The sequence below is a fragment of the Denitromonas iodatirespirans genome, assembly GCF_018524365.1.
Taxonomy (GTDB): domain Bacteria; phylum Pseudomonadota; class Gammaproteobacteria; order Burkholderiales; family Rhodocyclaceae; genus Nitrogeniibacter; species Nitrogeniibacter iodatirespirans.
On sequence record NZ_JAEKFT010000017.1, the window covers coordinates 15,684 to 27,785 of the forward strand.

The following is a 12,102-nucleotide window of genomic DNA, read 5'->3' on the forward strand; positions in this document are numbered from 1 at the left end:
GAACTCAGTTGTGCGCGGCCGCGATTTCGGCCGGCTGGATGGCTTCGCCCGTCTGGTTGCTCCAGGCATTGCGGGTATAGGTGATCACGGCGGCAATATCCGTATCCGACAGCTGCTTGCCGAAGGCTGCCATGGCGGTGCCGGCGCGCCCCTCCATCACCACCTTGATCTGCTCGGCCTTGTCGCCCTGCACGATGGCCGCACCATCGAGCGGCGGGAAGGCCGGCGGGATGCCCTTGCCATCGGCCTGATGACAGGCAGCGCAATTGGCCGCGAACACCTGCTCGCCCTTGGCGACCAGCTCGGCCAATGCCCATTCCTTGTTCGGGTCTTCGGTCGTGGCGGCCATCTTGCCCTGCTGATCGGCCACCCAGGCAGCGTATTTCTCCGCCGACAACACATGCACCTCGATCGGCATGAAACCGTGATCCTTGCCGCACAGCTCGGCACAGTTGCCGCGGAAGACGCCTTCCTTGTCGGCGCGGAACCACGCGTCGCGAATGAAGCCGGGGATCGCATCCTGCTTGACACCAAGCGCCGGCACCCACCAGGCGTGGATCACATCATTGGCGGTCAGCAGCAGACGAACCTTCTTGCCGACCGGCACCACCACCGGGTTATCCACTTCCAGCAGATAGTTGTCACCCTTGGCCGCCTGCCCCTTGATCTGGTCCAGCGGGGTCGACAGGTTGGAGACGAACTTGATGCCCTCGCCTTCGCCCTTGATGTAGTCGTAACCCCATTTCCACTGGTAGCCGGTGGCCTTGATGGTGATGTCGGGGTTGGAGGTGTCCTTCATGGCGATCACCGTCTTGGTGGCCGGATAGGCCATGCCAAGCAGGATCAGCACCGGCACCACGGTCCAGGCGATTTCGACCAGGGTGTTTTCATGGAAGTGCGCCGCCACCGCGCCCTTGGACTTGCGGTGATGAAACACCGACCAGAACATGACACCGAACACGGCAACGAAGATCACCAGACAGATGACCATCATCAAGGTGTGCATGTCGTAGATTTCGGCAGCCACCGAAGTGACCGGCGTCTGAAGATTGATGCTGGACTGCGCCGCCCACGCCGCGCTTGCGGACACGGCGGACAGCATGGTTACTGCGGAACGAGCCAACACGCTCATGTGCAACCCCCATCCAAGTCTGTGTGGGGCGCAAAAAAAGCGTTCCCGGTCAGCCAAAAACGGCGCCGTCGATGTGTCTGCGGGGCACAGGCTTCCCGGAACCCGCGATGCGCCGGTTGCGGTCTCTCTCCTCCGAAATCCGCTGTGTGATTTGTTTTGCGCGGATTCGGTCTCTGCGCGGCATAGTGCCACACCCGTTTTAAACGCCGCAAGCTGATTTTTGATCTGGATCAACGTGTTGCATCGCAATATCCGCTAGGCGGAACGCGATCGCCATGCGCTTCCGGTCGTCATACCCTGTCACCGCCCGGGAAGGAAACGGATCTAGCGTCTGCCGACGCTACTCAGCGGCGACCTGGCTGCGGTGCACTCAAGCGATGCCTTGCGCATCGCATCAACCCGCCGATCAGCGGCAACCGGGCATACACGCCGGACGCGGCATCCCAGAAGTCCCGATGCACACGGACGCGGCCGTCCGCGCCGAAGCACAGATGGCTGGCGCCGGGGATCTCCACCCAGCGCCCGCCCAGCCGGCAACGCAGCGACCAGATCAGGACCGCCCGGTCGTCCTGCACGAAGCGCTCGGTCACGACAAAGCGCGGATCGCCGAGTTGCTCGAACATGTGCCGGAAGATGGCGGCGATGGCCGGCACGCCCTGCACATCGTTGAACGGATCGACGAAGTGCGCATCCTCCGCATAGAAGGTGTCGAAGCGCTCGACATCGGCCGGCGTCAGTGCCTCGAAGAATGCCACCAGCGCATCCAGGTTCGCCGTCATGTCTTGCTCCCGCCGGTCACCCGGCGCACCAGGGGGAAATAGAGCCGGTAAGGCAGCAGCCGCAGCAACTTGAGCACGCGCGAGAAGCGCTTGGGAAAATGAATCTCGAAATCGCCGCGCGACAAGCCTGCGACGATGGCCGCCGCGGCCGCCGCCGGCGAGATCAGCGCCGGCATCGGAAAATCGTTGTCGGCGGTCAGGCGGGTCGCCACGAAGCCGGGGTTGATCAAGTGCACGCCGAGCCCCCGCGGGCGCAACTCCAGAAACAGGCTTTCGGCGAAGTTGATCAGCCCGGCCTTGGTCGCGCCGTACACGCCGGCCTTGGGCAAGCCCGAATAGCCCGCCACGCTCGACACTAGCGCAATGTGGCCCGCCCCGCGCGCCAGCATGGCCGGCAACACCGCCGCCACGCCCGCCAGCGTGGCGGACAGGTTCACCGCCACCGTGCGCTCGACCACCTGTGCCGACAATTCGCTGGCGGGCGTCGGCTGATAGGTGCCCGCCACGAAGACCACCATGTCGCACCCGCCCCAACGCGCCAGCAACGCTTCCCAGGCCTCGGCAACGGCGCCGGCGACGGTGATGTCCAGCGGCAGCACCTCGGCGCCGCCGAGCGCCTCGGCAACCTTATCCAGCGCGTCGGCGCGCCGGCCGCTCAGCGCGAGCATCGCGCCGCGCCCGGCCAGGGCATGCGCCAGCGCCTCGCCGATGCCGCTGGAGGCGCCGATCAGCCACACATGCCGGCCGCGCCAGTCGGCGATCGGCGGATTGAGGCCGCTCACCGCGCCGCCTCACGCTTGCGAAAACTGAGGGTGACTTCGCCCAGGCGGATTCCGAACTTGCGGATCTCGGAGCGGTTGAGCATGACACGATCGTCGACCAGGTACATCCAGTCGTCGACATCCAACTCGTAGACCTTGCCATCGACCGGCAGCGCCAGCACATAGCGCCAATGGAAGGCATTGCCGGCCACCCTGCCCTCGGCCTCACCCACCACGTCGCCGGCCGTGCCGGTGTAGCGGCCGTTGCCCAGCGCACGCAGCGTCCATACCCGACGCTGCGTTTCACCGTCGTCATAGGTAAAGCGCTCGTCCAGCGTGCCGACCGGCCCGTCCCACGACGCCTCGATCACCACATGGAAGCGCCGGACCACCTCGCCGCCTCGCTTTTGGAACATGCCCCAGGCATCGAGCGTGCCGTTGAAATAGTCTTCGAGCACCAGGGGCGGGCTCTGCGCGGCATAGCGCGACACATCGGTGCCGGCGCAGCCGACGAGGCCGATGGCGCCGATCAGGGCGCACAGCCACTGTCTCATCGCATCTCTCCCATCCGGTCGCGCCAGCGCCACAGCAGCGTCGCCGCGACCGCCTTGAGGGCCACCGGCACGCCGGCATAGACGATGGCCAGAGCACTCAGCGCCTGCGCATCGCGCGCGCCAGGGACATAGCCGAGCAGCGCGAGCAGCGGCAGCGACACGCCGGCGGCCAGCGCCAGGTTGGCCTTGGTGGCGAAGTTCCACCAGCCGAAGCAGGCCCCGTCGCCATCGGCGCCATGCGCCAGCTGGTCGGCCAGCATCGCCGGCGGCAGCGACAGATCGGCACCGAGCGCGAGCCCCGACGCCACGCAGATCAACCCGAAGGCCAGGCCGTCGCCGGCGCCCAGGCCAGCCGCCCAGGCGAACGCCACGATGCTCAGGCCCATGCTCAACAGCCAGGCGCGCAACTTGCCGACCCGGCGCGCCAGCGCGACCCATAGCGGCAGGCTGACGCCGCCCGCCACGAAGTAGGCCGCCAGGAACATGCCGGCGCGCTGCCCCTCCCCGATCACGTCATCGACGAAGAACAACACCGTGGTGGCCGGCACCGCGGCGGCGATACCGCCCACCGCGAAGACAGCCAGCAGGCGCCGAAACGCCGGCCGACGCAAAACCGCGGCGAGCATGCGCGCGCTGGCCATCGACCGGCCGCGCTCACCGCCGCGGGCGCCGCCCAGCGTCACCACGCCGGCGAGCACCACCACCGGCACAAAGATCAGCGCCAGCTGCCCCAGCCCGGCCGCCGGATCCGCGGCCAGCCAGGCCGGCAAAGCGGCGGCCAGCACCACCCCGGCCAGGCCGAAGCCTTCGCGCGCGGCCACCACCCGGGTGCGATCGAGCGACGTTGGCGCCAGACGGGCGCCCCAGGCCTGATAGTTGATATTGGCCAGCGAGTAACCGGCATACGCCACCGTCAGCGCCAGCAGCAGCCACAGCGCATCGGCGTCGGCTGGCGGCCGCAACAGGGCAAGCACCCCGAGGGCCAGCGGCACCAGCCCCAGCGCGATCAGCCAGCGACGCCCGCCCAAGCGGTCGCTGGCCCAACCGATCAGCGGATCGGCCACCGCGTCGACGACACGCGCGCCCAGCAGCACGGCGCCGACCAGCGCCAGCGGCAGGCCGAGCGAATCGGCATAGAGCTTGGGCACATGGACATAAATGGGGAGCGCCGCAAAGGCCAGGGGAAAGCCCAGCACGCCATAGGCAAGCACGGTGCGGCGCGGCAGTGCGGCGGCGCTCATCGGCCCGCCTCGCCCAGCAGGGCGGCGCGAAGCTCGGGGGCGCGGGTCCGCGGATCGAGCCAGATGCCGAAGAAGGCGTCGGCGAAGGCGCTGTCGCGGATCGCACCCGTCGCGCGTCCCTGATGGTAGAAGCGCACGCCGAGGCCCGGCTGGCGCACCGCGACGATCACCTCGCCCTCGACCACGTCCGGAAAATGCTCCTGCAAGTCGGCCCGCCAGCGCTCGGCGGCGGGCAAGCCGAGCCGGGTCAGCTCCTCGATCGTGGTCTCGGCCAGCGTCGCCGACGCAATGCTGCGCGCGTAGCGAATCGCCAGCGCCTGGGCCCCGGGCGCCTGCCACAGGGCCGCGTCATACACGGTGAAGACGAACCACTGCATCTGACCGCTGCCGACAAGCTGCCAGGGTGCCTTGGCCGCGACGGCCTGCGGCAGCGGCACCTCGGCGCGGGCACTGAGCGCCATCAGGGCCAGCGCGACCAGGGCGGCCCGGAGCATCACACCCCCGCCGCCTGGGCATGCGCCAGGCCGACATGGCGCACATCGATGTCGCCGGCCAGGAAACCCGCTTCGCAGTAGGCCAGGTAGAACTGCCACATGCGGATGAAGCGGGCGTCGAAACCGAGGGCCTGCACGGCCGCGCGCTGGGCATTCAAGGCGTGGGACCAGCGCTGCAGGGTGCGCGCGTAGTCGGCGCCGAAGGCGGTCTGCGCCACTACCGCGAGGCCGGCGCGGGCCGCATCGGCACCGATGCGGGTCGGCGTCGGCAGCATGCCGCCGGGGAAGATGTAGCGCTGGATGAAGTCGGTGCCGCGCCGGTAGGCCGGAAACAAGGCCTCGTCGATGGTGATCGCCTGCAACATGATCTTGCCGCCCGGCGCCAGGCAGCGCGACAGCTGCTGATAGTAGGTGGGCCAGAAGGCCTCGCCGACCGCTTCGATCATCTCGATCGACACGATATGGTCGTAGCGGCCGGTCACGTCGCGGTAGTCGCACAACTCGACGCTGACCTTGTCGGCCCAGCCGCCGGCCTGGGCGCGCGCCAGGGCAAAATCCCGCTGGCTCGGCGACAGCGTCAGCGCCCGCACCCGGCAGCCGTATTCGCGCACCGCCACTTCGGCAAATCCGCCCCAACCGCAGCCGATCTCGAGAATCTGCTGGCCCGGCGACACCGCCAGCGCATCGAGCAGGCGGCGATACTTGCGCAGCTGCGCGTCTTCGAGCGCTTCATCGTCATCGGCGAAGCAGGCGGCCGAGTAGGTCATCGACGGGTCGAGCCACAGTCGGTAGAAATCGTTGCCCAGGTCATAGTGGGCGGCAATGTTCTTGCGCGAACCGCGGCGGGTGTTGGCGCGCGCCAGATGCCACAGCCGATGCCACACCAGCGATGGCGCCCGGCCATGCACCCGGCGGCCGAGCGTGGCGCGGTTGCGTGCCAGCAGCGTGAGCAAGGCGGGCAGATCGTCGGTATGCCACTGACCGTCCATCCAGCTCTCACCCAAGCCGATGTCGCCGGTGGCGATCAGGCGGTCGAAGGCGGCCAAGTCGTCGATGGCCCAGTGCGCCTTGATCTCGCCGCGGCCCAGCGTGACCGGCGCCGCACCCGGCAGGCGTACCGCCAGCGCGCCGCCTTCAAGGCCGTCGAGCACATCGAGGACGGCGCGAATACGCCGCGGTAGCCGCGTGGGCAGGGCCGCCAGGCCGACATCGAGCGTCTGTTCGCTAAGGTTCATGGTGATCGATCTCCAAGTGCAAGTCTCAGACCGCGGCCGCGACCGGGCGGGCCGGTGTCCGCCACGGAACGGTGGCGCCCAGCCGCTCGGCCACCTCGATGGCCGAGCGCAGCCCGTCCTCATGAAAGCCGTAGCCTTGCCAAGCGCCGGCAAACCAGGTGCGCTGGCGCCCCTGCAGCGCGCTCAACCAGCCCTGCGCCTCGACCGCCATCTGGTCGAACACCGGGTGCGCATAGTCGATGCGGCGGATCACCCTTTCCTCGCGCGGTGGGCGGAAGGGATTGAGCGAGACCACCACCGGGCGGCGGAAGGGCAAGGGCTGGAGCCGGTTGATGAGGTAGGAGACCGACACCGGCCGCTGGCCGGCCTGGCCAGGGCCGGCGGCGTAGTTCCAGGCCGACCACACCCGACGGCGACGCGGCAGCAGCGCCTCGTCGGTGTGCAGGTAGGCCACGTTCGGCTGGTAGCGCACCGCGCCGAGAATCGCCATCTCCTCACCTGTGGCCTGCGAGCCGAGCAGGTCCAGCGCCTGATCGCTGTGGCAAGCCAGCACCACGGCATCGAAACGCTCCTCCCCCGTGCCGGTCTTGATGCGGACACCGTCGGCGCCGCGGATGACGCGCCGCACCGGCGAGGCGACGCGCACATCCGCCAGGTCCGCCACCATCCGCGCCACATAGCGCCGACCACCGCCCGCCACGGTGAGCCACTGCGGTCGGTCCTGGAGTTGCAGCAGCCCGTGATTCAGGCAGAAGCGCACGAAGGTCTGCACCGGGTAGGCCAGCATGGTGCCGGTCGGGCAGGACCAGACCGCCGCCGCCATGGGCAGCAGATACCAGTCGCGGAAGGCGGCGCTGTAGCCGTGAGCGTCGAGGTAGTCGCCCAGCGCGCCATGGTCGGCTGCCGGGTCGGCAGCCAGCGCCGACGCCTCGCGGTTGAAGCGCAGGATCTGGGTCACCATCCGCCAGAAGGCCGGGCGCAGCAGGTTGCGCGGCTGGCCGAAGAGGGACGTCAGCGAGGTGCCCGACCACTCCAGGTCGGGCTCGCTGAGGCTGACCGAAAACGACATTTCCGAGGCCGCTGCAGCGATGCCCAGGCGGTCGAACAGGGCGCACAGATTCGGATAGGTGCGGCGGTTGAAGACCAGAAAGCCGGTATCCACCGCCGCCACTTGGCCATCGAGCTCGACATCGACGGTATTCGTGTGCCCGCCGACATAGGGCGCGGCCTCGAACAGCGTCACCTGGTGCGTCTCGCGCATCAGCCAGGCGCTTGCCAGGCCAGCGATGCCGCCGCCCACCACGGCGACGCGCTGGCCCGGGCGCGGGGTGAACCGGCTGTGTTCATTCATGTCCATGAAAAAGCTCCTGCACTTGACATCCCTCGGCGCCGGACGGCGACGGCGCGTCCAGCCATTGCTCGATGCGCCCGATCAGCGCCGGATCTCCTGCAGCGCCAGGGCTTCCCCACCATGCTCACCACCCCCGGTGCAGCACGATCAACCGGTCCAGCTGTCTGGCGTTCGCGGCAGACAGCGGCTGGGTTGTCGAGGCGGCGGCGTCGCTGGGGGAGGCGGCCGCGACCGGACTCGCCTGTGCCGTACCCACCCGGGGCACGACACTCAGGATCGCGAGGCACAACAAGCTGGAGAGTCCGCTGAAAAGGCTGTAGGTGTTCATGTTTTGTCCTAGACAATTACTTCGTTGACGCCACGATATCCATTCCATCGACTTTCGTCAAACATTTGTCCAAGACAATTTGAAAACTATTCTCGTGTGCTCGCGCCCGCGGCGCCCTGAGACCGATCGGTGGCCGGCGCATCCCTCGGTCGCGGCCGCGCCGTGTGCGCCGGATCCGCCGCAGGTCGCGCCAGCCGACCTGTCAGTGCGCTATCCTGAGGTTTTGGCGCACAGGCTCAGGATCATGTCGCTCCCCCCGCCCGAGTTCGAACACAAGCTCTGTCCCCCCGAGGCGCTGGCCGAGCGCATCGCCGCGCTCCCCCGCCCGCTGGTCTTCACCAATGGCTGCTTCGACATCCTGCATCGCGGGCATGTCACCTGCCTCGCCCGCGCACGGGCGCTCGGCGCGTCGCTGGTGGTGGCGCTCAACACCGACGCCTCGGTACGCCGCCTGGGCAAGGGCGACGAGCGGCCGATCAACCCGCTGGCCGACCGTCTGGCGGTGATGGCCGCGCTGGGCTGCGTGGATCTGGTGACCTGGTTCGATGACGACACCCCACGCTCGACCATCCTGAGCTGCCACCCCGACGTGCTGGTCAAGGGCGGCGACTGGCCGCCCGAGGCCATCGTCGGCGCGGCCGAAGTCACCGGTTGGGGCGGGCAGGTCCTGGCCATCCCGTTCGAGCACGAGCGCTCGACCACGCACCTCATCGAGCGCATCCGGCACAGCCTCCACGCGCCGGAATGATGCGGCGCATCAATTATTAGGCGTTTACCACTCAAGGCTGTCCCCGGCCTGCCGTTATCACGAAAAGCGATTGATTCACCTCGTTTTTTAGTGAATTGGTATATGCGAAAACGCGTGGTTCCGGCAGCTCCCTGCACGCTCGACGGCCTCTCCCGCCGCGTTGCACAGCTGTGCCTGCCGATCGCGCTGACCCTCACCGTGGCGCTGCCCGGCGCCGCTGCGCAAAACACCGAAGCGAACGCCCCGGGCACACCGGTGTCCCTGCCGACCGCCGTCGCCACCTCATCGGCCGCCTTGCTGGCGGCCCTGTCCGTCGGCCTGGCCTGGGCCGGTCGCCGCCGCAGCCGGGCGCTGAAGGCGGCCGACGAGCACCGCGCCCTGCTCACCGCACTGCTCGACGCCAGCCCCGACAGGATCTCCTTCAAGGACGTCGACGGCCGGGTTCAGCTGATCAACCGCAGCGCGGCCGAGGTCATCGGCCGCCCGGCCGCACAGATCCTGGGCAGGGACGAGCACGAATTTTTCCCCGCCGCCGACGCGGCCGCCCTTCGCCAGCTCGATGCCGAACTGATGGCCAGCGCCACCGCGCAGCAGATCGAAGAGCGGGTGCTGAAGGCCGACGGCAGCCATGAGCTGTACGACACGCTCAAGGCACCGGTGCGCACTGCCGACGGCCAGGTGATCGGCCTGCTCGGCATCTCGCGCAAGATCACCGCCGAGCGCCGCACCCGCGACCGGCTTCGACTGGCCGCCCGGTTCTTCGACAACGCCGCCGAAGGCATCGTGATCACCCGCCCCGACGGGGTCATCGAACTGGTCAATCCGGCCTTCACGCGGATTACCGGCTACAGCCTCGACGAGGCGGTCGGGCAGACGCCACGGCTACTCCAGTCCGGCCGTCACGGCGCGGCCTTCTACCAGCGCCTGTGGGACAGCCTGGCGCGCCACGGTCGCTGGCAGGGCGAGGTGTGGAACCGGCGCAAATCGGGCGAGATCTATCCCGAATGGCTGGACATCTCGCCAGTGCACAACAATGAGGGCGAACTGGTCCATTACCTGGGCATCTTCACCGACATCTCGACGATCAAGGCCTCCGAAGCGCAGATGACGCACATGGCGCAGCACGATGCGTTGACCGAGTTGCCCAATCGCACCCTACTCAACGACCGCATCACCACCGCGCTGCGCCGCGCCCATCGGGACGATCGGCGGGTCGCGGTGATCTTTCTCGATCTCGACCACTTCAAGGACATCAACGACTCCTACGGCCATGCGGTGGGCGATGCCGTGCTCAAGCAGGTGGCGCACCGGCTGGTCGACTGCGTGCGCGAGGAAGACACCGTCGCGCGGCTGGGCGGCGACGAATTCGTGGTGCTGATGGAAGACATCCGTACGCACGAGGAGGTCGACCTGGCGGCACAGCGCATCCTCTCCTGCCTGGTGCCGCCGATCCGCCATCTCGAGCAGGAATTCTTCATCGGCTGCAGCGTCGGGATCAGCCTCTATCCGGACGACGGCCAGACGGTCGACGCGCTCATCCGCAATGCCGACACGGCGATGTACCAGGCCAAGCAGCAAGGGCGCAACAACGCCCAGCGCTACCACGCCCGCCAGACCGAACAGACACGCCATCGCGTGCGCATGGAGAACGCCCTGCGCCACGCCATCGAGCAGGATGCCCTCGACGTGTGGTACCAACCCCAGGTGGACCTGGCCACCAGCCAACTGGTCGGCTTCGAAGCCCTGTGCCGCTGGCACGACCCCAAGCACGGCATGGTGGCGCCGAGCGAGTTCATCCCGCTGGCCGAGCACAACGGCCTGATCGTGCCGCTCGGCGCGCTGGTGCTGCGCAAGGCGTGCGCCCAGATCTGCAGCTGGCGGGCCGCCGGTTACCGGCCGCCGCGGGTGGCGGTGAACGTCTCCGGCCGGCAGCTGCGCCGGCTCGATTTCCTGAGCACTGTGTGCGCCATTCTCGACGAGACCGGCTGCCGCCCCGAGTGGATCGAACTCGAAGTGACCGAATCGGACATCCTCAAGGATGCCGAGCCGGCCATCGCCACCTTGCACGGCATCCGCGAAATGGGTATCGCCCTGTCACTGGACGATTTCGGCACCGGCTTCTCCTCGCTGTCCTACCTCAAGCGCCTGCCCATCAACACGCTCAAGATCGATCGCAGCTTCATCGACGGCTTGCCGGACGACGGCAACGACCGCGCCATCGTCCAGGCTGTGCTGGCGATGGGCCGCAGCCTGGGCATCGCGGTGCTGGCCGAAGGCGTCGAAACCCCCGCTCAAGTCCACGCCCTGCGCCTGATGGGTTGCGGCAGCGCCCAGGGCTACCACTTCGGCCGGCCCGCAGTGGCCGCGGACCACACGGGGGTGCTCCCGCAGGCGTGAGGCGTCGCCCTCACGTTATGTGCTTATTCCAAAATTGCCCAGCGAACTGCCATGCGCCTGGCCTAGAATGAATAAGTCACCTTAGCCAGGACGCATCCATGAAAATCGCCAACTCCGTCACCGACCTGATCGGCAACACCCCGCTCGTCCGCCTCAACCGCCTCAGCGACGGCATCGACGCCACCCTCGTGTGCAAGCTGGAGTTCTACAACCCGGCGCACAGCGTCAAGGACCGCATCGCCGTGTCGATGATCGACGCCGCCGAAGCCGCGGGCCAGATCAAGCCCGACACCATCATCCTCGAGCCCACCTCGGGCAACACCGGCATCGGCCTGGCCATGGTCTGCGCCGCGCGCGGCTACAAGTGCGCCTTCGTCATGCCCGAGACCATGAGCCGCGAGCGCCGCCTGCTGCTCAAGGCCTATGGCGCCGAACTGATCCTCACCCCCGGCCCCGACGGCATGGGCGGCGCCATTCGCAAGGCCGAGGAGCTGGCCGCCGCCGATCCGCGCTACCTGATCCCGCAGCAGTTCGCCAACCCGGCCAACCCCGAGATCCACCGCAAGACCACCGCCGAGGAAATCTGGAAGGACACCGACGGCCAAGTGGACATCGTGGTCTCCGGCATCGGCACCGGCGGCACCATCACCGGCGTCGGCGAAGTGCTCAAGGCGCGCAAGAGCAGCGTGCAGATGATCGCCGTCGAGCCCGATGCCAGCCCGGTGCTGTCGGGCGGCCAGAAAGGCCCGCACCCGATCCAGGGCATCGGCGCCGGTTTCGTGCCCGAGATCCTCAACACCGGTATCTACGACGAAGTGGTGCGCATCAAGAACGAGGATGCCTTCAGCACCGCCCGCCGCATGGCCGCCGAAGAAGGCCTGCTGGTCGGCATCTCGTCCGGCGCGGCGGTCAGCGCTGCGCTGACCGTGGCCAAGCGCCCCGAGAACAAGGGCAAGCTGATCGTGGTGGTGATCCCCTCCTTCGGCGAGCGCTACCTGTCGACCGCGCTGTTCCAGGATCTGGAGGTCTGATCCGACCGACGGCAGCCCCAAACGGTGACCTTCGGGTCACCGTTTTTCGTT

General features: G+C 68.0%; 12 protein-coding genes. 3 read left to right on the forward strand and 9 right to left on the reverse strand.

Annotated features, from left to right (window positions below):
* Positions 1–4: 4 nt before the first annotated feature.
* From coxB to I8J34_RS14890, 9 genes are all read right to left on the reverse strand, one after another.
* Complete coding sequence (gene coxB / locus I8J34_RS14850; protein WP_214362408.1) at positions 5–1,132, reverse strand: cytochrome c oxidase subunit II; 1,128 nt, start codon at positions 1,130–1,132, stop codon at positions 5–7.
* Between the two features lie 344 nt (positions 1,133–1,476).
* Positions 1,477–1,911, reverse strand: a complete 435-nt coding sequence (locus I8J34_RS14855) for a nuclear transport factor 2 family protein (protein ID WP_214362409.1) — start codon at positions 1,909–1,911, stop codon at positions 1,477–1,479.
* A complete protein-coding gene (locus I8J34_RS14860) occupies positions 1,908–2,693 on the reverse strand; it encodes an SDR family NAD(P)-dependent oxidoreductase (RefSeq protein WP_214362410.1) in 786 nt (261 codons plus the stop codon). The genes I8J34_RS14855 and I8J34_RS14860 overlap by 4 nt, the downstream gene beginning before the upstream one ends.
* The gene (locus tag I8J34_RS14865) at positions 2,690–3,226 is read right to left on the reverse strand and encodes a DUF3833 domain-containing protein (protein WP_214362411.1); all 537 of its coding nucleotides are present in this window, start codon (positions 3,224–3,226) and stop codon (positions 2,690–2,692) included. Before I8J34_RS14865 ends, I8J34_RS14860 begins: the two co-directional genes overlap by 4 nt.
* A complete protein-coding gene (locus I8J34_RS14870; protein ID WP_214362412.1) occupies positions 3,223–4,467 on the reverse strand; it encodes an MFS transporter in 1,245 nt (414 codons plus the stop codon). Before I8J34_RS14870 ends, I8J34_RS14865 begins: the two co-directional genes overlap by 4 nt.
* A complete protein-coding gene (locus I8J34_RS14875) occupies positions 4,464–4,961 on the reverse strand; it encodes a chalcone isomerase family protein (protein WP_214362413.1) in 498 nt (165 codons plus the stop codon). The genes I8J34_RS14870 and I8J34_RS14875 overlap by 4 nt, the downstream gene beginning before the upstream one ends.
* Entirely contained in the window at positions 4,961–6,196 is a 1,236-nt protein-coding gene (locus tag I8J34_RS14880; protein ID WP_214362414.1) for an SAM-dependent methyltransferase, read from the reverse strand. The genes I8J34_RS14875 and I8J34_RS14880 overlap by 1 nt, the downstream gene beginning before the upstream one ends.
* A 25-nt stretch (positions 6,197–6,221) precedes the next feature.
* Positions 6,222–7,553, reverse strand: coding sequence for an NAD(P)/FAD-dependent oxidoreductase (locus I8J34_RS14885; RefSeq protein ID WP_214362415.1), 1,332 nt, complete (start codon positions 7,551–7,553; stop codon positions 6,222–6,224).
* A gap of 118 nt (positions 7,554–7,671) precedes the next feature.
* Positions 7,672–7,875, reverse strand: coding sequence for a hypothetical protein (locus I8J34_RS14890; RefSeq protein ID WP_214362416.1), 204 nt, complete (start codon positions 7,873–7,875; stop codon positions 7,672–7,674).
* Positions 7,876–8,119: 244 nt separating this feature from the next.
* Here I8J34_RS14890 and rfaE2 point away from each other — a divergent pair, with 244 nt between their 5' ends.
* From rfaE2 to cysK, 3 genes are all read left to right on the forward strand, one after another.
* A complete protein-coding gene (gene rfaE2, locus I8J34_RS14895; RefSeq protein ID WP_214362417.1) occupies positions 8,120–8,623 on the forward strand; it encodes a D-glycero-beta-D-manno-heptose 1-phosphate adenylyltransferase in 504 nt (167 codons plus the stop codon).
* Positions 8,624–8,737: 114 nt separating this feature from the next.
* The gene (locus I8J34_RS14900; RefSeq protein WP_214362418.1) at positions 8,738–11,020 is read left to right on the forward strand and encodes a putative bifunctional diguanylate cyclase/phosphodiesterase; all 2,283 of its coding nucleotides are present in this window, start codon (positions 8,738–8,740) and stop codon (positions 11,018–11,020) included.
* A 98-nt stretch (positions 11,021–11,118) separates the two neighbouring features.
* Complete coding sequence (cysK, locus tag I8J34_RS14905) at positions 11,119–12,051, forward strand: cysteine synthase A (RefSeq protein WP_214362419.1); 933 nt, start codon at positions 11,119–11,121, stop codon at positions 12,049–12,051.
* The last annotated feature ends 51 nt before the right edge of the window (positions 12,052–12,102 follow it).

Coding starts and splice junctions, on each gene's coding strand:
- coxB (WP_214362408.1), bottom strand. CDS start 1,132: ATGAGCGTGTTGGCTCGTTCCGCAGTAACCATGCTGTCCGCCGTGTCC.
- I8J34_RS14855 (WP_214362409.1), bottom strand. CDS start 1,911: ATGACGGCGAACCTGGATGCGCTGGTGGCATTCTTCGAGGCACTGACG.
- I8J34_RS14865 (WP_214362411.1), bottom strand. CDS start 3,226: ATGAGACAGTGGCTGTGCGCCCTGATCGGCGCCATCGGCCTCGTCGGC.
- I8J34_RS14870 (WP_214362412.1), bottom strand. CDS start 4,467: ATGAGCGCCGCCGCACTGCCGCGCCGCACCGTGCTTGCCTATGGCGTG.
- I8J34_RS14875 (WP_214362413.1), bottom strand. CDS start 4,961: ATGCTCCGGGCCGCCCTGGTCGCGCTGGCCCTGATGGCGCTCAGTGCC.
- I8J34_RS14880 (WP_214362414.1), bottom strand. CDS start 6,196: ATGAACCTTAGCGAACAGACGCTCGATGTCGGCCTGGCGGCCCTGCCC.
- I8J34_RS14885 (WP_214362415.1), bottom strand. CDS start 7,553: ATGGACATGAATGAACACAGCCGGTTCACCCCGCGCCCGGGCCAGCGC.
- I8J34_RS14890 (WP_214362416.1), bottom strand. CDS start 7,875: ATGAACACCTACAGCCTTTTCAGCGGACTCTCCAGCTTGTTGTGCCTC.
- rfaE2 (WP_214362417.1), top strand. CDS start 8,120: ATGTCGCTCCCCCCGCCCGAGTTCGAACACAAGCTCTGTCCCCCCGAG.
- cysK (WP_214362419.1), top strand. CDS start 11,119: ATGAAAATCGCCAACTCCGTCACCGACCTGATCGGCAACACCCCGCTC.